Genomic DNA, 23,232 nt, shown 5'->3' on the forward strand with positions numbered 1-23,232 from the left:
CACACTCCTATTCATATACTCTTAGTTCGTTCCAGGTCTTGCCGTGCGCACCGTTCCAGGTGAGGGACTTCAAGGAGTCCCACCAGGTGTAGCTGTATACGAAGCTATAGTCCAGATGGGCCGGCTTAATCTCTTCCATGATCTGAATCAGCCCCGCCATATTGGCCGGGATGCCCAGCGTACCGACGAAGCGTACCTCGAAGCTGTACGCTCCGGGCACCTCCACCACCTCCACATCCCCGCCGGAAAAAGCAGACGCCGTCCGCCGGATCATCTCCGGTGTCGTCGTGCCGCTGCCCCGCAGCTTGGCCTTGATCATCTCTCGCCGGGTGGCGTAGGACTTGTTCGTATCCGAGGTCAGTCCCAGCATCCGCTCCCAGCGGGACAGCCCCCAGGTAGCGGACTCCAGCGTCTTCTGATCGTCACTGTCGGCCATGGCGTAAGCCACTTCACCGCAGGCTCTACCTGCGCTGGCCTGCACAGCCTCCATCTCAGGCACGCCCTGATAATATTCAGGCAGGTATTTCATCAGATCGGGAACGGTAATCTCCGGCCCCTCCCCTGTCACACCATCTGCCGAATATGCCACAACGCCATATATACTGTCTCCATAAGCCACAGCTACACCCCCTTCAGCTGATTCCAGGTCAGCGGACCCTTCGGCATATAATCATGGGTATGTGCAGCCGCCGGATAGACCGAAGGCTTACCATCTACACCTGACCAGGGAACCGTATCCGCAGCCTGGGCATAATCGACCTTGCCGTTGTTATTCGTGTCGTAGATGCTTTTCAGCATATCACCTGTGCTTTGGCCTGCCGCCAGCAGCATATTGCTGCTGCCGCTGCCGATGAACAGCTTGCCGCTATCTGTGCAGTAGCCCAGCTCGCCTGCAGCCAGCGTACCCAGCGCACTCTCCAGGCCGCGGCGGATTTGAATCAAAGTCTTCCGTGCCATGGTCACCGCCTCCTAGAATGTTCCGCCGTCGATAGTGCTTACCGTGAGCTGGTTGCCATTGGCCGAATCGTAGACGATACTTGAGCCGTCAATGTTGACCTCAATCCCCGTCGAGTTTACTAGAATTCCCTTACCCGGCTTGGCTGCAACACTGGTTGAGCCGACAATGATCCCATTGCCTGCCCCGACGGTCAGCGTGACACTATCCGCCTGCCCGCCGCCGGTAAGACCATTTCCAGCCGTGATCGTCTGCAGCGCGCCGCCCGTCCGCACCCAGGCGCTCCCGTTCCAGCTGTAGATTTTCTGCTCATCGTCCACGTAGGCGGTCCATCCTACAGCCGGAACATAATAAGCCCAGCTACCTGCGGCATACTCCGCAATCTGATTGGTTTTACCCGCCCAGGCTCCAGTCGCTCCAGCCGGGATAATATACCGGTCTGCTTCCACAGGACTTCCTGGCGGAGCCGTCAGATGCTGATCCTTCACCGAAGCCTGCGGCTCAATATTATGCTTGGCCAGCTCGATTTCGTTTTTGATTTTTTGTGCGGACCACAGATCTGTAATCGTCGAACCGCCATCGTTGATCACCCTATGCTTCGCGGCATCGTTAAGATGCGTTGCAATTTCTGCGGCGGTCTTCGAATTCGTGCCGTCCGACACTTTATTGGGATGCCCTGCTGTAAGATCCGCCTTGAGCACCTTGGCATACGTGGAGCCGTCAGCGATATCGTCCACCGTGCCGCTCACATCTGTTAATTTCTGCGCGTTAACCCGGCGCCAGGCGGTCCCGTCATCGAAATACAAATACCCGTTGTTACTCCCGCTGCTCACAAGGTACAGACGCCCCACCGAGGCTGCCGCAGGACGCGAAGCTTCGGGACCGGACAAGGCCCGGCCCACCATGGAGTTAGAAGTACCGTCTCCGATATAGACCTCTTTCGTATCTGTACAGAAGCCCATTTCACCCGCCTTCAGCATCCCGTAAGTGGACAGCTCGGCCCGGGTACCGCGTTTGACCTGAATAGTCTGTGCCATATTACACCTCTCTTCTAAAAGATCCGCCGTCAATCAGACCGGCCTGTTTATACCGCTCCAGTTCAAGCTGCGTAGCCGTAAGCCCGCCCTGTAACTGGTTCACATCATCCGCTTCCACAGTGTCTCCCGGTGTCTCGTAAGTCACATAGACTTCGGGCACATCCGCATAGATGTTAATGAGCCGCCGCCAAGGGGCCTCGTCCGGGAAAGAGACCGAATAATTCCGCACCTCTGTCCCGCTGAAGCGTGAGCCTGTGTACACGGCCAGCGTCTGATTGTTAATATTGTCGTGGGCCAACAGTCCGCTGAATACACCACCTGTGAGCCGAAGCTTCTCCTCTACAACATGACTGCCGCCATTTGCCTTTTTGTTCAGCTTATCCTGAAAAACATCGATCTGCTCCGGATATCCCATACCTACACCTCCAGAACGACATTGCCGAACAGCGGCACTTCTGTCTCCAGCAGCGGGATATTTGCCGTTCCGCCGTTCAGCTTCAGCCCGCTATAGTCCACTACGCCCTCCGTATTCAGCAGCAATGCGCCAATGACCGATTGACTGATATAGGTAGCGGCAAAAGCCTTCTCCTTACGATACTTCTCCAGGAGCGCCGTAAAAGCTTGAATAACCGGCTGCAACGCATAGCCGGCTGCCAGCGTAACCTTAGCTGAGACATCAACCACCTTGCCTGTGGCCGATTCCACCGTCACCACCGCGCCCACCGGAGCCTGGCCCTCGCCAAGGCCCGGCGCAGGATCAATAAACTGCTGCACCTGGGAGACCAGCAGCGGGGAGGCGGGCTGATGCTCCGCGTTCACAATGACCACCTTGACCGTCTTCGGTCCGGCCCACAGCGGGAAGACCCGCGCTCCCCCTACACCCTGGATCTGCTGTGCCCACTCCATGTAATGATATTTATTGCCGCTCGTTGCAGGCCGCCGGGCCGAATCGAAGTACCGCTGCCGCAGCGCTTCATCCGTCTCCGCATCCGTGCCGGGAACCAGCAGGCCCGTAACCTCCCCCCGCGCAAGTCCAGGGATATAATCAATCGGCAACAGCACGCCTGAATACTGATTCCCCTCAGCCCCGGCAGTCTCGCTCTCCAGGCGGTACGTCCCGGGAGCAAGCTTCTCCGCAGCACTATAATGGAGCAGTCCCAGGGAGAAACGGCTGCCCAGCGGAATGTCCAGAGGCTGTTCGCCGCCGGTATAGAACCTCGCGCCAAGCTGCGCTTTGCCTGCGGGCTGACGCTTCAGTCCTGTCCAGGCAATGGTTCGTTCCAGATATTCACCGTCCGCCGTATCCGGGAAAAACAGATTATTGCTGACCTCAAGCTCCAGATACATCTGGGCCATTTCGGCAGCTGCCGGCGCAAGCGCATCATAGATAATACTTCCCTCGCGCTTGTCCAGCCCCTCTGGAACCCGATCCAGCATGCGTTCCAGCAGAGCCTCGTACGTCTGATCCTCATACATTGCCAATCCCCTCCTTTCTCAGCTCCACATCGCCATATACAGTTACAGCCGTACAGCTGAAGCTAACCGTATCCCCTTCAAAAAGAATCTGTACCTCCTCAAGCGCCTGAATCCGCTCATCCTGGAGCAGCGCATCGCTGATCAGGCGGCGCAGCTCCGGCCGGGCCAGCAGCCTGTCCTGACCCAGCACCAGCTTCCACTCCGTTCCGTAGTCCGCGCTATAGATCAGGTGCTCATAACGGCTGGTTTGCAGCACCTTGATTGCTGCCTGCTTCACCGCTTCGAGCCCGTCTACCCGCCCGCCGATCCGCCCCCGCTCCCAGTCCATCCGGTACGTCAGGCTCGGAGCATTCCCCGCAGCGGTCACATTCCCTTCCAGCGCTCCCGTCACCGGACCGGATCTGCCTATTGCCGGAATCATAAATCCACCAGCCGATCGAGGACAATATAGCTCTGTCCGCCTTGCATCCGCACGAGCAGCACGCGGTCTCCCGCTTCAAGTCCACGCCGCAGCAGGATCTCCCGGCCTTCGATCACAGCCTTGCTCTCCATCACGGATTCAACCACAACCAGTGCGGCTCCTGTCAGCAGCAGCCGCTGCTCCACCTGAATCTGCAGCGGCTGTGCCAGAACCACCGTCCCATAAGACAAAGCCACCGGATTCGTATTGGATACGGCCCCGAGGCTTGCCTGTTTAATAATATCGAGCATGTTGTCTACACCACCTTAATGTCTAGGGACATCGTATGCTCCCCTCCGGAAATTTTATGGCTACATTGATCCACCAGGAACAGCTGCGTCTGGAATTCATCCAGCAGCACATAGATGAAGTTCCCCGCCCTCACCCGTATATCGCCAATAGCCTGTACCGAGAGGCTGACTTTCTCGCGGTTATGCTGCTTGAGCAGATTGCCTGCCTTTTCCTGAATCTGCGCAGCATTCGCATTATCGTCCGCCTTCTGGTAGAGATGCAGGATACCCCAGCGCTTTACATTTTCTTTATCTGTGACCGGATAGAACTCGCGTTTGCCGGTCTTTTCGTTGTCCTGATAGAGCAGAATCGTATTGTACGTATTATCGTCGATGCTTTTTTTCAGCGAATAATCATACAGGTAATGGCCTGCCCCCAGAATCACCTTCAGCAGCATGGACTGCGGACTGCGCAGCGTCAGCTTGCCGAAATCATCATAAAAGGCCATCAGCTGGCCCTTATACTGCAGCTCACTGCCGACAGCGCCCATAATAATATCGAGCAGCTTCTTGCCGTCTTCGATCAGCGAGGGGATCTTGTACTCCGCCGGTTCCAGTAATCCAAGCCGCAAGCCGCGGTCTTTGGCAATGGTGCTGATCACCTCAGCCGCAGTAACGTCCTGAAGCACATAACTGCCATTGCCCAGCAGATAGCGGATCTGATCGTACGCCGTCAGCTTGATCTCCTGATTCGCTCCCGTGTCGATGCTGAAGACGAAGCCGTAGAATACATCGACTCCGTCTCTGCGGAACTGCACAATATCCCCATTGCTGATCGCGAACTTCTTATGCTGATACATCCCGCTGTCCACCAGCGTAAGCTCAAGCGTCGCAGGCTTGCCGGTCCGGGTCGTTTTCCACGTGATATCCGTAACGATCCCGGCAATATTCCAGATGGCGCCTTCCTTATTAATTACGATTAATTCCATCGCCACGGCCTCCTAAGACAGCTTGATCACTCGGCCAATTTTGAGCTTCTTCAGTTCACTGTCCGAGATATTGTTCAGCTTTTGCAGCGTTTTGGATTTACTGCCGTCACCGAGGAGCTTTTGGGCGACCGACCAGAGCGTATCCCCGGCTTTGAGCGTATAGGTAGCAGGTGCTGCCTTCTCACTTGCCCTTTTCTGCTGCTTCTTCACTTCACCGGTACTGCCCACCTTGACAGCTAACGCCTGATAGAACACATACTTTTTGAGTCCAAGTGTATAATCGATATCCCCCGAGGACCCCGCACTCAGCTTCCAGGAGAAGTTCTCAATACTGACCGCCATATTAATGCCAATATCCCCGGTAAAAGTCTGCTGCGCCTGCGCCCTGGCCTGCTTCAGCCAATCCGGGGTCTGCGTATTCTGCACGTTCGCCGATTTTAGCCCTGAGAAAACAAACCGGACCGGCCTGCGGCTAAGCATCCATTTGCGGATCAGCTCCACGTATTCGTAGGGCTTCAGCAGCTTGCCTGCATTCTCGCCGGAGTACACCACGAACGGATAATACTGTGCCGGAAACATACTCTCGATCGTAATCTCCGTCAGCTTCGGATATGCAATCGCATTGATTTCGCCAAAATCCACAATGGTGTAGCTTTTGCCATCGCTGTTCTCCTTGATCTCCAAGGTCTCAGGGTTCACCGGAAGCCGGATCACCTCTTCATAGTTGTTGAAGCTAAGATAGAATCCATACTCCTCCATGTTACGTGTACACCCCCTGCGCCGTAGAGACGAACTCCTCTTTCAGCTTCTGCCCGATCTTCGTGATGATGGAGTCAATATCGCCCGAATTATTAATATTCCCTGTTGTTACCTGCACCGTTGGCGTTAGCTCAACAAAATTCTGAATCGACTGAATCTCCGCCAGCTCCCGCAGCATATCCAGATCATCACTGGAGATATCGACCTTTTCATTGATCTTGCCTACCTCGCCCACCTTGTTGACGTTGTTCAGGCTGCCGTTTTGGTTGGCGAAAGCATTAGTAGAACCTCCCGGGATATTCTTAAGAGACTTAGGGTTAGTTAACTCCTTGGCTTTATCCGCCATTTGTTGTCCCTTATCCATGAAATTGTTCATGGCATTCTTTCCTATTTCATTCCCCTTGCCATATGCCGCTTTTGTATCCTTATAATCTGTTAGCTTGGATATTTCCAAAACTACCTTGTCTGCTGGTTTATATGCTTCAAGGCCTTGACGATATTTCCCAATAATATCACTGGCACCATGAGGGGTCTCCGGTTCCTCTACATCTAGTTTGACCTTACTGATCCCTAATGTGTCGAAGAATGGAATGTTGCTCAGCATATCAACCAGTGAGTTGAACTTGTCGAGCACCCACTGAATAGCCTTAGCCATTACCTTCATGAATCCTCCGGCGAATCCTTCTGCGCCTACAGCAATACTATACATAACATCCAGCGCACCAGCGGCAAGACCATAAAAGAATCCCTGTACTTTATTGACAGCCCAATTAAATATATAAACTAACACATCGCCAGCCAAAGTGAAAAAATTCTGGATACCAATGGCTATATTCTGCACAACTGCAGCCAGGTAGTAGAACGATCCCACAATAAATCCAATCACCTCGCCCGCCGAGACGCCAAGATGCTGCAAAATCATCAATAAGACTGCTATCACCGCAATGACGATTAAGATTGGCCAGTTAGCAGCCAGCCAGGCTGCAGCGAGCATATAGACCTGAACAATCATAGCTGCCAGGAAAACAATCGCTATCGCCTCAAGAATAGGCTTGATGAAAGACCAGTTATCCTGAACCACTTGAGCCAGCCATAACAATCCATTAACCACCATTGAGATCACATTCGCTATGACAAGAAACCCGTTAGCCATCGCATCAATCAGCGGTGCAAGCTGTCCTGAAGTTAACGCGTTGTTAATCATATCCATTACCGGCCGCAGAGCGCCCATTGCCTTAGCACCAATCTGTCCGAGCGCATTGTCAATATTCTCGTTCATCACGTTCCATTTCTCAATATCCCCCGGCTGTGCTGCTTCCTTCACGGCCTTCTCCCCGAACGACTTAATCGTGTTAAAAGGCGTTACCACATCAGCCGTTTTGAGGAATTTCATGATCTTGGAATCGCCGCCCGGTGCAGGCGGGACTGGTGGAGGTGGAGGTGGCGGCAACGGCGGCGGTACCGGGTCCTTCTTCAAGTTGATTTTCGGTTTCGGAAGAACCTCAGGTTTCACCACTGGCGGTTTAACATCCTCTTTTTTCACCTCAGGTTTCTTCTCTTCCTCTTCCTTTTTTTCTTTTTCCTTGAGGCCCTCCCACCACTTCACCTCTTTGGGCTCGGGCTTTTTTTTCTCAGGCTCCTCTACAGCAGGCGCGGCGGTAAGCATCCTGACCCCCAACTGCTGGGATTGCGCAGCCCTTTGGCTTTGCTGCATCACCACTGTTCTGGACACATCCACTTTGACAGGCAGCCGTTTGAAGCCTTCCAGCAGCGTGTCATTAATCTGTTGCAAGGATTGAATGATCCGATCCTCTGAACGGATGATTTGTTCACTGGAACGTTTCACCGCCGCCTGAAAACCTTTTACCGACCGGTTAACCATGTCGAGATTAATATTCATCCGCAGGCTTTGTTTGTGGACGGCTTTCCAGATCGTAACCGACCTGCGCGAGATAATGACTGCTTTGGAGCTATCGATTTCCATTCTTTCACCCCCTTCATCGCTTCTTCCCCTTGCTCCGCGCGCGCTCCCGCTTCTCCTTGTCCACGCGTACAGAGATCATGGCATAGATCGCCGCGCGTTCGCGGACGGAGAGCTTCATCAGCTCATGCGGGAGAATATGCAGCTCATGGAGGGCGTAATAGGCCAGATTGGCCTCACCATCGCCCTCGTTGATTAGTTTTTTACGTCATCTACCAGCTCGTTCATATCTGTGGCGAAGCCGTTCAGGGCCTGTACCCGTTCCCCAAGCGCAGCGAATTCCCCGGGCAGCAGCATTTTGCGCAGCAGCGATTCGGCGCCCATCACCCCGTAGGAACGCTGAAGCTCGGTATTTTTCAGATCCGGATGCACAATGCTTGCCGTCATGAGCTTCGCCATATATTCGTTGGGGTCAATATCTGTAGTGTAGGTGCCGTTCTTTCCCTTGACCTTGCGGGTGGCTGCCTTACGGCATTCCTGGTTCTCTTCCTCATTCATACTGCGCAGCTTCCAGACGGCAGGGTTACCTTCCTTGTCCTTGAACCGCAGCGAGACCGCGAATTCCTCTGTTGTATCACAAGCCGCATTTTGCGCAAAAAACAAACTTAATTCACTCATGTTGTGTTGTTCCTCCCGGATTCTTATTGTGTTAGAGCAGCGGAGAGGCCCGCCGCAGCATACCGCCGCACAGCAGCTATGGCTTCAATGAATATCCAGATACTTTGCGGGGACCCCGAACCTAAACAGTCATTTAATCTTTTACAACCTGTGAATAGCCCGCTTATGCTCTATTGGCCGGCATTAACCGGAGCAGCGAAGGGCTGCACCAATTCCACATCCTCGAAGGTAAAAGCAACCTCTTCCTCCAGCGCATCGGACTCCGTATCCAGCGAAGCCATAATGACACTGTCCAGATTGACATCCTTCAGCATGATGCGCTGGGCGCCCACGGTTGAGGACGGATCTTCATTGGTCACGATAATGCTGAAGTATTGGTCAATCCCGGTCTTCATGTATTCCAGCATCATCTGACGGAAACGGCTCGTCATATAGAAAATTGTCATCGTACCGCTGCCCGACCAGCCGGTCGCCTTATGCTGCACTCCGCGGCGTCCAAGCGTCTTCACTTCCGCCTTCTGCTTCTCAACAGTGGCTTCCAGGGTTTTGACATAGAACATCTCTTCCGTCTGTCCGTTAATCGTCGCATACGCCCGGCCCTCCTGGCCGGACAGCGTATCGCTGGCTCTCAAGAATGTCATCTTAGACCACCTTCACTTTCATATATACTTTTTCTACCGAATCTACCGGCTTCACCGCTACCTCCAGCACTACGCTGTCACTGTCCGCTCCAGGAGTCACTACAATGTCGCTCTGCGCATTGAAGTTCTCAATCGCCCCAAGGTTCTGCAGATCATTCATATAAGTGACGCACTGCGACCAGAACAGCGCACGCCCGTCCTCGTTATTCGGCAATTTTCCAATGAAGTAGCTCTCAAAAATCCGCTTCAAATCACCAGCGATCCCATCCAGCACACGCAGCACGCGGTTCTTGGAGAAGGCCTTGCCTTTGTCTGTTGAGAAGGAGGTGAACGTGTTAATGTCCTGCTCCACTACTGCCCGGCCTCCGCTATAGGTAAATAGCAGCTCTCCGTCTGTAAGCGCCTCTACAGTCTCGGAATGGCTGAAACGCACATCCGCGTCTACAGCATCGTCATAGGCCTGATAAGTCAGGGATTCATTCACCGCAGCAGCGGCAGTAGCACCGGCAACCCAAGCCACGGCATAAGCTTTATCCACTACCGTCCCATCGCTCAGAATTACACCGTTCGCCACACTGATAATCCCTTCATGGTCAGCCGTAGCGTAATCGGACAAGACTGCCTGCACCTTCTTGCCTTCCGTATTACGCAGACGCTTCACATAGGCGCTATACAGGGACTTCAGCGTGTTATCCTGTGACACGAGACCCACAGTCTGGAAATCCTGAACCTCCAGCGCCGACAAGAACGCACTATGCTCCGCATTCGTGACCGTTCCATTTGCACCGCCCGAGAGCGGCAACCCGGCTGTCACCGTCAGTGCACCGGATTCACTAGGCTTAAATTCTACATAAGCATTCGCAGCCAAGCTGGAAGCAGAGCTTACCGTCTGCTTGTCCACCTCGGCCCCATCAAGCAGCGTCCGGACATCGAACTGGGTAGTGTCATCGATATTTTTCTCAATCACTACCTTAAGCGCATTCCCGCGTTCCCCGCCATACAGCGCAGTCGCCTGAACTCCGTTATTGGTCACAGCAGCCTTCACACCCTGATTCAGGCGGTAGAGCAGCAGTGTGCCCGCCCGCTTCAGCACCTCTCTCACCGGCAGCAGCTCTGCAGCCGTCAGATCGTAACCCAGCTTTTGCTGGAAATCGTCCTGAGCTGTAAGCTTTACAATGACGCCCGCTGGTCCCCAAGGCAGTGCAAGCGCCAAAGCAGCCGTACCGCGTTCCCCCATTTTACCTGCCACAATGCCGTTCGAGGCTACATTTACGTATACCCCCGGACGTACCTTGTTTTGTGTTGTCCATGTTCCTCCAGCCATTAGATAACCTCCTTATTTAGATACAGCTCCATTAAATGCTTAGCCTCTTCCAAGGTGTAGCTCCCGTCCTCTTGCAGAACTACCTCCAGTACATCCTTTTCCTTAGGCCCAAACAGGGCCGAGTTCCTGAGCTGCTTTTTCCCAAAAGCATCCGGTTTCCCGCTTCCGCGTTCCTGCTCAATTGCTGTCGTTTCCTTAAAACTCATTTCAGCCACGCCCCTTCTGTGAAGTGTCCCATCAGCTCTGCCTCTTCCTCCGGCTGCTTCTGCTTCTGGAGATAGAGCATGTAGTCCACGGTGAACAGCGCCCCCCGTCCCTCTGCTCCGGCCACCCAGGACTGGCGCACCACCCGATAAGCGGGGTTTACACTTTCTCTTGCATCCAGCGCCTCACAGAGCCCGTCAGCTATAGCCTCTGCATCCAACAGACTGCCTTGCTCATAGCGGATACCGAAGCGGTAGACCGCCATGTATCTGCCTTCACGCTGCCTGTCGTAGGTTGCCGAGAGCAGTTCCAGCCTGAAGTAGGCTGACTGCGGCTTATCCCCTTCCGCATAGACAGGAATATCCGGGAAAAACTGCCCAAGCGCAGCAGTGATATTTCCCCGTAGATGTTGTACCGTCATGATTTCATTCCTCTCATGATTAGATGTGGTAATCCCTCCTGCCTTTCTTGAAGTCACCCACGGATTCGATTCAGGAAGAATAGTACCCGTCTTGTATCCGGCAATGACCGAAGGAGCTTTCACCGCGCTTGTCTGCCGGCCTGTCTTAGGCTTCGATAATGTGGAGCATTCATGCTCCTGCGGTGTCCTTCTGCTTCATTTGCCATGTTATAATCATAGACCCCCTGAGACCTTGCGCAGGCGCTTTTACAGAGGAGTTAACGATAACTTCTGGTGGAAAAAGGGATGGTTCACGGCGTTCCCCGCTCTTAGCCCCGTCACTCCTGCACGTCCTGCTTCAATGGAAGGGTTCAATATACGGCGAGGCCGCCAGAACATATAAGCTCATGCAAAAAGACCGTATCACCCCGGCGGGCAATACGGCCATCTGATTACATATGGAGTCTGCATTTTGTGTCCAAAACATTTCTACCCCTTCGGCAGGTTCCCTCCAGCCGGGGTCTTCGTGAGCGCAGCCAGAGACAGCAGCTGCAGATCAGCGAGCGCCAGCGCCATCTTATAGAACGCCTTCGACCTTATCTTCACATAAGTATCCTTGCTCACCGGAGGATCGAACACATGATTATAGATAGTGTAGTCGTAACTCTCCTCCCTGCGCATGTATCTCTCCCGCACCAGTTGCTGTTCCCTCTGGGTAAGCCGCTCTACAACCGAATCGATCACAGCACAGTATGCCCGTCTTGCAGCAGGCACATCTACATTATGTGTGGCAATTGCTGCTGTCTGATCAGTAACCGTATGGGTTGCGCCATGGAACCGTTCCGTATAGGAGTACGTAATCCCGGCCTCTTTAGCCTCAAACGTTACAGATTTGAAAATCCGGTACTTCTCCAGCATATTCTCTATAGTGACCTGAGTCCGGCGGCGGTCAAGCTCGGGCAGCGAAGATAGAATCATCATCATTTATACCACTCCTTAGATGTTATACAGATTTAAGAACTTTGTTGCGGACCTTTCCGGTCAAATGTGTTAAAATTCTACTTGTTCGTATAGTGTTCGCCTTTTTTCATAATATACCACTTATCTACCAATTCAGTAAAACCTCATTTTCGCCCGTTTTGCAGCATAAACAAGCTAAATGCATGCCCATTCTTACCTTTTGGCAACAATAGACTCTTTATTGTTTACCTATTGGCATAAATAGCTTATAGTAAGTACAACAGCTTTTTAGGTGATTAGGGATAAGGAGTGGTTATCGATGGCAGAGGAATTCGGATACTATCTGAGACAGCTTCGGGAAGGAAAGGGATTGACCATTAATCAGCTGGCAGCGCTTGCCGGTATCAGTGGAGCCCAAATCTCACGAATCGAGAATGGATTACGGGGTGTACCCAAGCCGGCTACCCTGCGTAAGATTGCTGAAGCGACCGATGTGTCTTACGAGGAGCTGATGGGCCATGCCGGTTATTTAACCGAGACTGAGAGCAGTACAGAGGGCACTGTGCCTGCCTGGGCCACCAGCAAGGATAAGCGGGACTTCCGCCAAATGCTGGAGGATGACGGTGAGCTGATGTTTGACGGAATTCCCCTGAACAAGGAGGATAAGCAGCGAATCAAGGACGTACTAACCGGCCTGTTCTGGGAGGCTAAGCAGATGAACAAGCGGACCAAGCCCAAGCACCCTCCAGGTAAAGAGTAAATACCAGGCAATCCAACTACTATTAACATGCTGCGGGTGAAGAATATGGATGAACTAATCAAGCGTTTGGTCAAAAAATACAATAGCAGCAGCCCCTTCGAGCTGGCTGAAGCACTGGGGATTCACATCCGGTTCATGCATCTGGGTGACGGCACCAAGGGCCTCTACTACCGCAAGCTAAGAAGAAGGTTCATCGTCATTCATAACCAGCTGCCGCTGGAGTGGCAACGATTCGTATGCGCCCATGAACTCGCGCATGACCGTCTGCACAAAGGGGTCAACCGTTTTTTTCTGGAGGAGAATTCCTATTTCTCGCCAGGCAAGCTAGAGCGGCAGGCTAATCTGTTCGCGGTCAAGCTGCTATCGGTCGGCACTGCCATTGAGCAGGATGAGTCCTTACAGAGCTATTATGCAAGGATTGGCATCCCGGCTGAGGTTGTCTTTTTTTTAGACGATTAAAGGAACGTATGTTCCTTTAATGACGCAACAAAAAACTCTTACCGCAGTAAGAGTTCATTGGCCAGCCATAAGCTGTTCGATCGGGATGACACGATTTGAACATGCGACCCCCTGGTCCCAAACCAGGTGCTCTACCAAGCTGAGCTACATCCCGAAACTATTAGATTATTATGGAGCGGGTGATGGGAATCGAACCCACGCTATCAGCTTGGAAGGCTGAAGTTCTACCATTGAACTACACCCGCACAGGTGAAATGAAATATCGGGATGACACGATTTGAACATGCGACCCCCTGGTCCCAAACCAGGTGCTCTACCAAGCTGAGCTACATCCCGTTAATATAAATGGCGCGCCCTGAGATATACGGATGCTACGCATCCGATTGCGAAGTTATCCTATCGAAGCTTATGCTCCAACGAACTCGTTCGAATCTGGGGACACTTTGTTGAATCAATGAAGTATAAATGGCGCGCCCTGAGAGATTCGAACTCCCGACCTTTTGATTCGTAGTCAAACGCTCTATCCAGCTGAGCTAAGGGCGCAAAAAATTTGGAGCGGACGACGGGAATCGAACCCGCGACCCTCGCCTTGGCAAGGCGATGCTCTACCGCTGAGCCACGTCCGCAAATAAGTGGTGCGCGTGAAGGGACTTGAACCCCCACGTCTTACGACGCCAGATCCTAAGTCTGGTGCGTCTGCCATTCCGCCACACGCGCATGAATCAATAAAAGTGAGCCATGAAGGACTCGAACCTTCGACACCCTGATTAAAAGTCAGGTGCTCTACCAACTGAGCTAATGGCTCATATTTGGCAGGGGATATAGGATTCGAACCTATGATGACGGAGTCAGAGTCCGTTGCCTTACCACTTGGCGAATCCCCTACAATAGATACCTATATAATGCCCACAATCTCCCTCAAATATCAAGAACATTATGGTGGAGGCTGAGGGGTTCGAACCCCCGACCCTCTGCTTGTAAGGCAGATGCTCTCCCAGCTGAGCTAAGCCTCCATATGTATGGTGACTAATAAGGGTACTGATTAAAAATGGTGACCCGTATGGGATACTCTTCACTCCGTTACGAGATTGCGAAGTATTCCTTACGATGCCTATGCTTCAACGAACCCAGGGAATTCTCATCCCATAAAAAATGGTGACCCGTATGGGATTCGAACCCATGTTACCTCCGTGAAAGGGAGGTGTCTTAACCCCTTGACCAACGGGCCTTAAAAAACTTGTGGAGCTCTCAACCGGATTCGAACCGGTGACCTCTTCCTTACCATGGAAGCACTCTACCTGCTGAGCTATGAGAGCATGGCTCCCCGAACAGGACTCGAACCTGTGACAACTCGATTAACAGTCGAGTGCTCTACCAACTGAGCTATCAGGGAATATTGTCCGCTTGGCAACGTCCTACTCTCCCAGGACCCTTCGGTCCAAGTACCATCGGCGCTGGAGGGCTTAACGGTCGTGTTCGGGATGGGTACGTGTGGAACCCCTCCGCTATCGCCACCAAACGGGCATTTACAGCGTAAATGCTTCAGGAATTTGATTCCTGAAAACTGAATCCGAAACGAATTTGTGTGTTAGTGTGTTTGGATAAGCCCTCGACCGATTAGTATTGGTCAGCTCCATGCATTGCTGCACTTCCACCTCCAACCTATCTACCTCGTCGTCTTCAAGGGGTCTTACTAATTGGGAAATCTCATCTTGAGGGGGGCTTCACGCTTAGATGCTTTCAGCGCTTATCCCGTCCGTACGTAGCTACTCAGCCATGCTCCTGGCGGAACAACTGATGCACCAGCGGTACGTCCATCCCGGTCCTCTCGTACTAAGGACAGCTCCTCTCAAATTTCCTGCGCCCACGACAGATAGGGACCGAACTGTCTCACGACGTTCTGAACCCAGCTCGCGTACCGCTTTAATGGGCGAACAGCCCAACCCTTGGGACCTACTTCAGCCCCAGGATGCGATGAGCCGACATCGAGGTGCCAAACCTCCCCGTCGATGTGGACTCTTGGGGGAGATAAGCCTGTTATCCCCAGGGTAGCTTTTATCCGTTGAGCGATGGCCCTTCCATGCGGTACCACCGGATCACTAAGTCCGACTTTCGTCCCTGCTCGACTTGTAGGTCTCGCAGTCAAGCTCCCTTATGCCTTTGCACTCTGCGAATGATTTCCAACCATTCTGAGGGAACCTTTGAACGCCTCCGTTACTCTTTAGGAGGCGACCGCCCCAGTCAAACTGCCCGCCTGACACGGTCCCCATACCCGCTAAGGGTACTAGGTTAGAACCTAGATACGATCAGGGTGGTATCCCAACGGCGCCTCCGCAGAAGCTTGCGCTCCTGCCTCACCGGCTCCCACCTATCCTGTACAGATCGTACCCAAATTCAATATCAAGCTGCAGTAAAGCTCCATGGGGTCTTTCCGTCTTGTCGCGGGTAACCTGCATCTTCACAGGTATTAAAATTTCACCGGATCTCTCGTTGAGACAGCGCCCAAGTCGTTACGCCATTCGTGCGGGTCAGAATTTACCTGACAAGGAATTTCGCTACCTTAGGACCGTTATAGTTACGGCCGCCGTTTACTGGGGCTTCGGTTCACAGCTTCGGGTTTAACCCCTAACCGCTCCCCTTAACCTTCCAGCACCGGGCAGGCGTCAGCCCGTATACTTCGCCTTGCGGCTTCGCACAGACCTGTGTTTTTGCTAAACAGTCGCTTGGGCCTTTTCACTGCGGCCCCCTCGGGCTATTCACCCTACCGAGGCACCCCTTCTCCCGAAGTTACGGGGTCATTTTGCCGAGTTCCTTAACGAGAGTTCTTCCGCGCGCCTTAGAATTCTCTTCTCGCCTACCTGTGTCGGTTTGCGGTACGGGCACCTTCTCCTGACTAGAGGCTTTTCTTGGCAGTGTGAGATCATGACCTTCGCTACTGTAATTTTCGCTCCCCATCACAGCCCAGCCTTACGATGTGCGGATTTGCCTGCACACCAGCCTCACTGCTTAGACGGACATCCATCAGTCCGCGTCACTACCCTCCTGCGTCACCCCATCGCTCATAGCGGATTACGGTGGTACAGTAATTTCAAACTGTTGTCCTTCGACTACGCCTGTCGGCCTCGCCTTAGGTCCCGACTTACCCTGAGCGGACGAGCCTTCCTCAGGAAACCTTGGGCTTTCGGCGGATCAGATTCTCACTGATCTTTTCGTTACTCATACCGGCATTCTCACTTGTATACTCTCCAGCGCTCCTTACGGTACACCTTCAACGTATATACAACGCTCCCCTACCCCAGATGCAACGCATCTAGCCATAGCTTCGGTGGTGTGTTTAGCCCCGTTACATTTTCGGCGCAGAGTCACTCGACCAGTGAGCTATTACGCACTCTTTCAATGGTGGCTGCTTCTAAGCCAACATCCTGGTTGTCTGTGCAACTCCACATCCTTTCCCACTTAACACACACTTGGGGACCTTAGCTGATGGTCTGGGCTGTTTCCCTTTTGACAATGGATCTTAGCACTCACTGTCTGACTCCCGGCAAGAAGTAAATGGCATTCGGAGTTTGACTGAGCTTGGTAACCCTTGCGGGCCCCGCACCCAATCAGTGCTCTACCTCCACCACTCCATTCACCGAGGCTAGCCCTAAAGCTATTTCGGGGAGAACCAGCTATCTCCGAGTTCGATTGGAATTTCTCCGCTACCCCCACCTCATCCCCGCATTTTTCAACATGCGTGGGTTCGGGCCTCCAGTGCGTGTTACCGCACCTTCACCCTGGACAGGGGTAGATCACACGGTTTCGGGTCTACGTCCACATACTAAATCGCCCTATTCAGACTCGCTTTCGCTGCGGCTCCGGCTTCTCACCTTAACCTTGCATGTTAAACGTAACTCGCCGGTTCATTCTACAAAAGGCACGCCATCACCCATAGAAAGGGCTCTGACTTTTTGTAAGCACACGGTTTCAGGTTCTATTTCACTCCCCTTCCGGGGTGCTTTTCACCTTTCCCTCACGGTACTGTTTCACTATCGGTCGCCAGGTAGTATTTAGCCTTAGCAGATGGTCCTGCTGGATTCATACGGGGTTTCACGTGCCCCGCACTACTCGGGATCCGTCTCGGAGAGAACACAGTTTGGGCTACAGGGCTTTTACCTCTATCGCGGGCCTTTCCAGACCTCTTCACCTACTCTATTCCTTTGTAACTCCATGTGAGACGTCCCACAACCCCAAGAGGCAAGCCCCTTGGTTTAGGCTGTTCCGCGTTCGCTCGCCGCTACTGACGGAATCACTATTGTTTTCTCTTCCTCAGGGTACTTAGATGTTTCAGTTCCCCTGGTCTGCCTCTGCGTATCCTATGTATTCAGATACGAGTAACTGCGAATTACCACAGCTGGGTTTCCCCATTCGGACACCCCCGGATCAAAGCTTGCTTACAGCTCCCCGAGGCAGTTTCGTTGTTCGCCACGTCCTTCGTCGGCTCCTGGCGCCTAGGCATCCTCCGTGTGCTCTTAGTAGCTTAACCAATGCGTTTTCCCTAAGGAAAACCGCTTAGCATCGCCATTCATTCAAAACTTGTTTACACAAGTTCAGCTTAAAGGAATGTTCTAAAACGCAAATTCGTTTCGGTATCCAGTTTTCAAGGATCAAGTTGTTGCATATACTGTTGTAAAGAATGATTGGTGGAGCCAAGCGGGATCGAACCGCTGACCTCCTGCTTGCAAGGCAGGCGCTCTCCCAGCTGAGCTATGGCCCCAAATAAGTATTCAGTTTGTAAGTGTTATATGGTGGGCCTTGGTGGACTCGAACCACCGACCTCACCCTTATCAGAGGTGCGCTCTAACCAACTGAGCTAAAAGCCCATATAACAAAACTTTACAGTAATGAAGCAATCAATGAATTGATTGTTCGCTTGGCGGCGTCCTACTCTCCCAGGACCCTTCGGTCCAAGTACCATCGGCGCTGGAGGGCTTAACGGTCGTGTTCGGGATGGGTACGTGTGGAACCCCTCCGCTATCGCCACCAAACGCATACGAAAGAGACTTGCTCTTTCAAAACTGAACACGAGTGAGTGTCCGAACCCGAAGGTTCTATTGTGGAAGCGAAGCTTCCGATTTGAATGTTTCCGTTGCAGGAAACGATTCTCCATAGAAAGGAGGTGATCCAGCCGCACCTTCCGATACGGCTACCTTGTTACGACTTCACCCCAATCATCTACCCCACCTTCGGCGGCTGGCTCCCTTGCGGGTTACCCCACCGACTTCGGGTGTTGTAAACTCTCGTGGTGTGACGGGCGGTGTGTACAAGACCCGGGAACGTATTCACCGCGGCATGCTGATCCGCGATTACTAGCAATTCCGACTTCATGCAGGCGAGTTGCAGCCTGCAATCCGAACTGAGACCGGCTTTGCTGGGATTGGCTCCACCTCGCGGCTTCGCTTCCCGTTGTACCGGCCATTGTAGTACGTGTGTAGCCCAGGTCATAAGGGGCATGATGATTTGACGTCATCCCCACCTTCCTCCGGTTTGTCACCGGCAGTCACTCTAGAGTGCCCAGCTCAACCTGCTGGCAACTAAAGTCAAGGGTTGCGCTCGTTGCGGGACTTAACCCAACATCTCACGACACGAGCTGACGACAACCATGCACCACCTGTCTCAACTTTCCCCGAAGGGCACCTGATGCATCTCTGCTTCGTTAGTTGGATGTCAAGACCTGGTAAGGTTCTTCGCGTTGCTTCGAATTAAACCACATACTCCACTGCTTGTGCGGGTCCCCGTCAATTCCTTTGAGTTTCAGTCTTGCGACCGTACTCCCCAGGCGGAGTGCTTACTGTGTTAACTTCGGCACCAAGGGTATCGAAACCCCTAACACCTAGCACTCATCGTTTACGGCGTGGACTACCAGGGTATCTAATCCTGTTTGCTCCCCACGCTTTCGCGCCTCAGCGTCAGTTACAGCCCAGAAAGTCGCCTTCGCCACTGGTGTTCCTCCACATATCTACGCATTTCACCGCTACACGTGGAATTCCACTTTCCTCTTCTGTACTCAAGTCACCCAGTTTCCAGTGCGACCTCAGGTTGAGCCCAAGGTTTAAACACCAGACTTAAATAACCGCCTGCGCGCGCTTTACGCCCAATAATTCCGGACAACGCTTGCCCCCTACGTATTACCGCGGCTGCTGGCACGTAGTTAGCCGGGGCTTTCTTCTCAGGTACCGTCACTCCGGTAGCAGTTACTCTACCGGACGTTCTTCCCTGGCAACAGAGCTTTACGATCCGAAAACCTTCATCACTCACGCGGCGTTGCTCCGTCAGGCTTGCGCCCATTGCGGAAGATTCCCTACTGCTGCCTCCCGTAGGAGTCTGGGCCGTGTCTCAGTCCCAGTGTGGCCGTTCACCCTCTCAGGTCGGCTACGCATCGTCGCCTTGGTGGGCCGTTACCCCACCAACTAGCTAATGCGCCGCAGGCCCATCCCCAAGCAGCAGATTGCTCCGCCTTTCATTCTCTCCTCAGGAGAAGAAAGAAATTATCCGGTATTAGCTACCGTTTCCGGTAGTTATCCCAGGCTTGAGGGCAGGTTGCCTACGTGTTACTCACCCGTCCGCCGCTAAGTCTGAAAGGAAGCAAGCTTCCTTTCACACTCCGCTCGACTTGCATGTATTAGGCACGCCGCCAGCGTTCGTCCTGAGCCAGGATCAAACTCTCCAAATTGGTATTTAGAAAGAGCGATTGCTCATTTTGAAACATCTGACGAGAATTTACATTCTCACGATGAATTTCTAAAGCGTACAAGACGCTGTGAAACTCATCACTGTTTGGATCTCACCGAAGTGATTTCCCACTCACTCGTTGTTCAGTTTTCAAAGATCAATGTCTCATTTTAGCTCTTCACCGCACCTCAGCGGCGACCTTCATAATATATCATAGTGTTTCGTTGTTTGGCAAGCTTTTTTTTGAAAAAGTTATTTTTCATTATTTCCTGCCTGCGTCTTCTCATTAAACATTCAAAAGGAGCGCGAGATATAATGTATCATGTCGGCTCCCTTTTCGTCAAGCTATTCCATTCATTTTATTTATTCCGGTTATCAGCCCGCTTCGAAACTAGTGCTTGAACTGAGAAGAACGTCCACCCCACGCATACTTAGACAGCTCTTTTTGTGGAGCAAATCGTGCATACATACGGAAAACTGTTTTATATCGATTGGCAATCGCATGCCTAATGTTCTGATCTAAACGTTGGTCACTCATATCCAGCAGCATCTCATCCAGCTCTTTACGCAAAACATAGTCCAGCTCCTTGCATTCCTTCTCATTGAATAACATCCCCAACATATGCTTGGCCTCCTTCATGAAATTCATAGTTATCCAAAATCATCAAACGCCGTTTCATCTCAATCAAAAAGCCATTTGATGTGGGAAGCTCTATTGAAGTGCTTACACTAAATTAACCGGAGTATTGAACCTATAACCAATATCATAAGAAAATTCCATTTTAGGACTCTCTTTATTCAACCTGGCAGGAGATCCAAATGTTCCGGCTTTACTGTTATGCACAATTCCCCGGAATTTTATGATAAAAGCCAAAATGTAATTGTGCTCTCGATGATTGCTGCAACAAATAACAGAATCACAATCCAGACTGAAGCGGTGAAGGTCTGCCGCATAAAGGCCTGCCAGTTCACTGGCTCTTTCCCGCTCCGCTTCATCACTCCAAAGAGTGCAGAGAGCACCTTACTGCCGAACTTCAGCCCAAAGGCGCAGGCAATGATGATGGCCGGAATCTCAATGATGCCATGCGGCAGCAGTCCTTTTACAATCAGCGTGAACAGATCCTGTCCCTGTATCGCGGACAAATGAATCAGATAGCCGATAACCGCACCGTTGATGAGCAGGAAGAACGCCGGCAAGAGGCCGAATAAGGCGCCCAGATAAATGATGACTACGCTTTTGATACTATTGTTCAGAAAAATGAATACAAAAAAGCTCCACTGCGGATTGGACGACTCTCTAAGGTTCCCGCTAATCTTACTGATCCCCTTCAATTGCTCATTCAGCAGCTGCTGAAGACTATCTGTGCCGAGCCAGCCCAAGATTCCCCCCGCTATGAACAGGATTGTGGCCATTAGGAGTGCGGTGCGAATCGTCCTTAGATCCTTGATAAATGTATTAAAAGATAACATGCGTACCTCCTGATTTGGATTCTGCCGAATTGCAATTCGTATGGATTGATTCATATCTGAGGTCATAAGCGCCCTGTACGAGCATACATTTAGAACAAACAAGCATTTCGCATGGGAGAGGAGCGCTGACATTATGAATTCTTTTTATGTATTTAGCGGCAAAAAGATCAAACGGTTCCTGTACATTTTTGCTGCTGCGCTTCTTACCGCCGGCGTTGTCTATGTGGAGAGGGGCAATATCACCGTATTCTCTGAAGCTGCCCCTTCTGCCATTTACAGTGTGCCGACGGAAAAGAAGCTGATCGCCTTGACCTTCGATATCAGTTGGGGAGAGAAACGGCCTGAGCCGATTCTGAAGGTGCTGGAAGACAAGAAGGTGGATAAAGCGACATTCTTCCTGTCCTCACCTTGGAGCAAAACCCATCCTGAAATCGTAACAAGCATCAAAGACGCCGGGTTCGAGATTGGCAGCCACGGTCACAAGCATGTGAACTACAGTACGCTAAGCAATGATGAAATCCGCACCCAGATCAGTACGGCCCATACAGTATTGACGGAGCTAACCGGTTCTCAGCCCAACCTGATCAGAATGCCTAATGGTGATTTTGACAAAAGAGTCCTGCAGGTGGCGACCGATCTGGGCTATAAAGTCATTCAATGGGACACGGACTCACTGGACTGGAAGAACATCGGTGTGGACAACATCGTTAACCGTGTAACGAGCAAAGCCCATCCCGGAGATATTGTGCTGCTGCATGCCAGCGACTCCTGCAAACAAACGCATGAAGCCCTTCCTCAGATTATTGATAAGCTGCGCAGCCAGGGGTATGAGTTCGTAACCGTCTCGGAACTAATCAGCCAAAGCAGTGCAAACGGCAAGGAAGTCCGCGATTCCGCCTTGCTGGATAATGGCCTGGAAGACGCTGCAGGAATGTAACTCCCTTACCTGTGTATGGCATTAGTGGCGCGGTGAGATGAGCTGTGAGATATCAGGCGTCGGTGTATTCAGCTTCGGGTAGCTCAGGTCAAGCCCCTCCAGGGTTTTGACTATAATCTTGAGGGCCAGATAGTTACGGTACCAGCGGTGATTCGCCGGAATCCAGTACCACGGAGCCTTATCTATACTGCTCTCCTGGAAAACATCCTCATACGCCTTTTGATAATCGTCCCAGTATTCGCGTTCCTGCAGATCACTGGCATCGAATTTCCAGTGCTTCGCCGGATCTTCAAGCCGCTCCTTAATCTTCTCCAGCTGCTTCTCCTTGGAGATATGCAGAAAGAGCTTAATGACCGTCGTTCCCTCTTCCGCCAGCATTTCCTCGAACTGGCGGATGTAGCGGAACCGCCGCTTGGCATCCTCCTTGCTAAGACTGCCATGCACGCGGGGCACCAGTACATCCTCATAATGCGAACGGTTGAATGCGGCTATATAGCCTTTGGGCGGGGTCTTCATATGAACTCTCCACAGGAAATCGTGCGCTTCCTCCTCCAGTGAGGGCTTCTTGAAGCTGGTTACGATGAACCCCTGCGGATTAATGCCGGAGAATATATGTTTGACGGTTCCGTCCTTACCGCTTGAATCCATTCCTTGCAGGATGACCAGCAGCGAATGCTTTTTCTGTGCAAAAAGGATATCCTGCAGCTTAACCAGCCGTTCCTTCAGCTTCTCCATTTTGGCTTCGGCTTCTTCTTTGGATTTGAAGTCTCCCCGTTCATCAGGATCGAGGTCCTTCAGGCGTGTTTCACTTGTGTCTTTTATCATATAGCGCTTGATGTTCATATATTCCCTCCTCCACTC

22 protein-coding genes, 14 tRNA genes and 4 rRNA genes are annotated in these 23,232 nt (G+C 52.1%); 3 read left to right on the plus strand and 37 right to left on the minus strand.

The window, feature by feature from the left end:
• Window positions 1–7 precede the first annotated feature (7 nt).
• The 16 genes from MKX51_RS27490 to MKX51_RS27565 form a co-directional block, all read right to left on the minus strand.
• A complete protein-coding gene (locus MKX51_RS27490) occupies window positions 8–619 on the minus strand; it encodes a putative phage tail protein (protein WP_340994600.1) in 612 nt (203 codons plus the stop codon).
• Between the two features lie 2 nt (window positions 620–621).
• Window positions 622–957 (minus strand): hyaluronate lyase N-terminal domain-containing protein, encoded by a 336-nt coding sequence (locus MKX51_RS27495; RefSeq protein ID WP_081751111.1) that lies wholly within the window; start codon window positions 955–957, stop codon window positions 622–624.
• Window positions 958–969: 12 nt separating this feature from the next.
• Window positions 970–1,992: a DUF2793 domain-containing protein gene (locus MKX51_RS27500; RefSeq protein ID WP_340994601.1), complete on the minus strand. Its 1,023-nt coding sequence runs from the start codon at window positions 1,990–1,992 to the stop codon at window positions 970–972.
• Window position 1,993: 1 nt separating this feature from the next.
• Window positions 1,994–2,407, minus strand: a complete 414-nt coding sequence (locus MKX51_RS27505; protein ID WP_340994602.1) for a phosphoglucomutase — start codon at window positions 2,405–2,407, stop codon at window positions 1,994–1,996.
• Between the two features lie 2 nt (window positions 2,408–2,409).
• Window positions 2,410–3,468, minus strand: coding sequence for a baseplate J/gp47 family protein (locus MKX51_RS27510; protein ID WP_340994603.1), 1,059 nt, complete (start codon window positions 3,466–3,468; stop codon window positions 2,410–2,412).
• Window positions 3,461–3,889: a DUF2634 domain-containing protein gene (locus MKX51_RS27515; RefSeq protein ID WP_340937768.1), complete on the minus strand. Its 429-nt coding sequence runs from the start codon at window positions 3,887–3,889 to the stop codon at window positions 3,461–3,463. The genes MKX51_RS27510 and MKX51_RS27515 overlap by 8 nt, the downstream gene beginning before the upstream one ends.
• Complete coding sequence (locus tag MKX51_RS27520) at window positions 3,886–4,179, minus strand: DUF2577 domain-containing protein (RefSeq protein WP_209879675.1); 294 nt, start codon at window positions 4,177–4,179, stop codon at window positions 3,886–3,888. The genes MKX51_RS27515 and MKX51_RS27520 overlap by 4 nt, the downstream gene beginning before the upstream one ends.
• A gap of 5 nt (window positions 4,180–4,184) precedes the next feature.
• Window positions 4,185–5,147 carry an XkdQ/YqbQ family protein gene (locus MKX51_RS27525; protein ID WP_340937765.1) on the minus strand — a complete coding sequence of 321 codons (963 nt, stop codon included), beginning with the start codon at window positions 5,145–5,147 and terminating at the stop codon, window positions 4,185–4,187.
• A gap of 12 nt (window positions 5,148–5,159) precedes the next feature.
• Entirely contained in the window at window positions 5,160–5,906 is a 747-nt protein-coding gene (locus tag MKX51_RS27530) for a LysM peptidoglycan-binding domain-containing protein (RefSeq protein ID WP_340994604.1), read from the minus strand.
• Between the two features lies 1 nt (window position 5,907).
• Window positions 5,908–7,890, minus strand: coding sequence for a hypothetical protein (locus MKX51_RS27535; RefSeq protein WP_340994605.1), 1,983 nt, complete (start codon window positions 7,888–7,890; stop codon window positions 5,908–5,910).
• A gap of 192 nt (window positions 7,891–8,082) precedes the next feature.
• Window positions 8,083–8,505 carry a phage tail assembly chaperone gene (locus MKX51_RS27540; RefSeq protein WP_036696211.1) on the minus strand — a complete coding sequence of 141 codons (423 nt, stop codon included), beginning with the start codon at window positions 8,503–8,505 and terminating at the stop codon, window positions 8,083–8,085.
• A 170-nt stretch (window positions 8,506–8,675) separates the two neighbouring features.
• Window positions 8,676–9,146, minus strand: coding sequence for a phage tail tube protein (locus MKX51_RS27545; RefSeq protein ID WP_340994606.1), 471 nt, complete (start codon window positions 9,144–9,146; stop codon window positions 8,676–8,678).
• Window position 9,147: 1 nt separating this feature from the next.
• The gene (locus tag MKX51_RS27550) at window positions 9,148–10,470 is read right to left on the minus strand and encodes a phage tail sheath family protein (RefSeq protein WP_340994607.1); all 1,323 of its coding nucleotides are present in this window, start codon (window positions 10,468–10,470) and stop codon (window positions 9,148–9,150) included.
• A complete protein-coding gene (locus MKX51_RS27555; protein ID WP_340994608.1) occupies window positions 10,470–10,676 on the minus strand; it encodes a hypothetical protein in 207 nt (68 codons plus the stop codon). Before MKX51_RS27555 ends, MKX51_RS27550 begins: the two co-directional genes overlap by 1 nt.
• Entirely contained in the window at window positions 10,673–11,095 is a 423-nt protein-coding gene (locus tag MKX51_RS27560; protein ID WP_340994609.1) for a phage tail terminator family protein, read from the minus strand. Before MKX51_RS27560 ends, MKX51_RS27555 begins: the two co-directional genes overlap by 4 nt.
• 468 nt (window positions 11,096–11,563) lie before the next feature.
• Entirely contained in the window at window positions 11,564–12,052 is a 489-nt protein-coding gene (locus tag MKX51_RS27565; RefSeq protein WP_445322085.1) for an ArpU family phage packaging/lysis transcriptional regulator, read from the minus strand.
• 301 nt (window positions 12,053–12,353) lie between these two features.
• Between MKX51_RS27565 and MKX51_RS27570 the strand changes: the two genes are divergently transcribed.
• Window positions 12,354–12,794, plus strand: coding sequence for a helix-turn-helix domain-containing protein (locus tag MKX51_RS27570; protein ID WP_340937756.1), 441 nt, complete (start codon window positions 12,354–12,356; stop codon window positions 12,792–12,794).
• Window positions 12,795–12,839: 45 nt separating this feature from the next.
• Entirely contained in the window at window positions 12,840–13,253 is a 414-nt protein-coding gene (locus MKX51_RS27575; RefSeq protein WP_340937755.1) for an ImmA/IrrE family metallo-endopeptidase, read from the plus strand.
• An 80-nt stretch (window positions 13,254–13,333) separates the two neighbouring features.
• Here MKX51_RS27575 and MKX51_RS27580 read toward each other — a convergent pair.
• The 20 genes from MKX51_RS27580 to MKX51_RS27675 all read right to left on the minus strand — a co-directional run bounded on the left by MKX51_RS27580 (window position 13,334) and on the right by MKX51_RS27675 (window position 21,434).
• Window positions 13,334–13,407, minus strand: a tRNA-Pro gene (locus MKX51_RS27580).
• Window positions 13,408–13,424: 17 nt separating this feature from the next.
• Window positions 13,425–13,498 (minus strand) — tRNA-Gly (locus tag MKX51_RS27585).
• A 17-nt stretch (window positions 13,499–13,515) separates the two neighbouring features.
• Window positions 13,516–13,589, minus strand: a tRNA-Pro gene (locus MKX51_RS27590).
• Window positions 13,590–13,719: 130 nt separating this feature from the next.
• A tRNA-Arg gene (locus MKX51_RS27595) sits at window positions 13,720–13,796 on the minus strand.
• An 8-nt stretch (window positions 13,797–13,804) separates the two neighbouring features.
• Window positions 13,805–13,879: transfer RNA gene (locus MKX51_RS27600), tRNA-Gly, on the minus strand.
• 7 nt (window positions 13,880–13,886) lie between these two features.
• A tRNA-Leu gene (locus MKX51_RS27605) sits at window positions 13,887–13,970 on the minus strand.
• A 15-nt stretch (window positions 13,971–13,985) separates the two neighbouring features.
• Window positions 13,986–14,058: transfer RNA gene (locus MKX51_RS27610), tRNA-Lys, on the minus strand.
• Window positions 14,059–14,063: 5 nt separating this feature from the next.
• A tRNA-Gln gene (locus tag MKX51_RS27615) sits at window positions 14,064–14,137 on the minus strand.
• A 53-nt stretch (window positions 14,138–14,190) separates the two neighbouring features.
• A tRNA-Val gene (locus MKX51_RS27620) sits at window positions 14,191–14,266 on the minus strand.
• 140 nt (window positions 14,267–14,406) lie between these two features.
• A tRNA-Glu gene (locus MKX51_RS27625) sits at window positions 14,407–14,481 on the minus strand.
• 12 nt (window positions 14,482–14,493) lie between these two features.
• A tRNA-Thr gene (locus tag MKX51_RS27630) sits at window positions 14,494–14,569 on the minus strand.
• A 1-nt stretch (window position 14,570) separates the two neighbouring features.
• Window positions 14,571–14,646, minus strand: a tRNA-Asn gene (locus MKX51_RS27635).
• Between the two features lie 9 nt (window positions 14,647–14,655).
• Window positions 14,656–14,772: ribosomal RNA gene (rrf, locus tag MKX51_RS27640) — 5S ribosomal RNA — on the minus strand.
• Between the two features lie 78 nt (window positions 14,773–14,850).
• A 23S ribosomal RNA gene (locus tag MKX51_RS27645) occupies window positions 14,851–17,778 on the minus strand.
• 155 nt (window positions 17,779–17,933) lie between these two features.
• Window positions 17,934–18,009, minus strand: a tRNA-Ala gene (locus MKX51_RS27650).
• A gap of 29 nt (window positions 18,010–18,038) precedes the next feature.
• Window positions 18,039–18,115 (minus strand) — tRNA-Ile (locus MKX51_RS27655).
• A gap of 48 nt (window positions 18,116–18,163) precedes the next feature.
• A 5S ribosomal RNA gene (rrf, locus tag MKX51_RS27660) occupies window positions 18,164–18,280 on the minus strand.
• Between the two features lie 124 nt (window positions 18,281–18,404).
• Window positions 18,405–19,965 (minus strand): 16S ribosomal RNA (locus MKX51_RS27665).
• The 16S, 23S and 5S rRNA genes sit together here with 14 tRNA genes alongside, the layout of an rRNA operon.
• 390 nt (window positions 19,966–20,355) lie before the next feature.
• The gene (locus tag MKX51_RS27670; protein WP_036692450.1) at window positions 20,356–20,586 is read right to left on the minus strand and encodes a hypothetical protein; all 231 of its coding nucleotides are present in this window, start codon (window positions 20,584–20,586) and stop codon (window positions 20,356–20,358) included.
• A gap of 236 nt (window positions 20,587–20,822) precedes the next feature.
• Window positions 20,823–21,434 carry a stage II sporulation protein M gene (locus MKX51_RS27675; RefSeq protein ID WP_340994610.1) on the minus strand — a complete coding sequence of 204 codons (612 nt, stop codon included), beginning with the start codon at window positions 21,432–21,434 and terminating at the stop codon, window positions 20,823–20,825.
• 133 nt (window positions 21,435–21,567) lie between these two features.
• On the opposite strand from MKX51_RS27675, the gene pdaB reads away from it, so the two are divergent.
• Complete coding sequence (gene pdaB / locus MKX51_RS27680) at window positions 21,568–22,371, plus strand: polysaccharide deacetylase family sporulation protein PdaB (protein ID WP_036692446.1); 804 nt, start codon at window positions 21,568–21,570, stop codon at window positions 22,369–22,371.
• 21 nt (window positions 22,372–22,392) lie between these two features.
• On the opposite strand, the gene MKX51_RS27685 is transcribed toward pdaB, so the two are convergent.
• Window positions 22,393–23,214 (minus strand): PPK2 family polyphosphate kinase, encoded by an 822-nt coding sequence (locus MKX51_RS27685; protein ID WP_340994611.1) that lies wholly within the window; start codon window positions 23,212–23,214, stop codon window positions 22,393–22,395.
• Window positions 23,215–23,232 lie beyond the last annotated feature (18 nt).

Origin of the sequence: Paenibacillus sp. FSL M7-0420, from assembly GCF_038002345.1 — a bacterium.
Lineage (GTDB): Bacteria > Bacillota > Bacilli > Paenibacillales > Paenibacillaceae > Paenibacillus_AQ.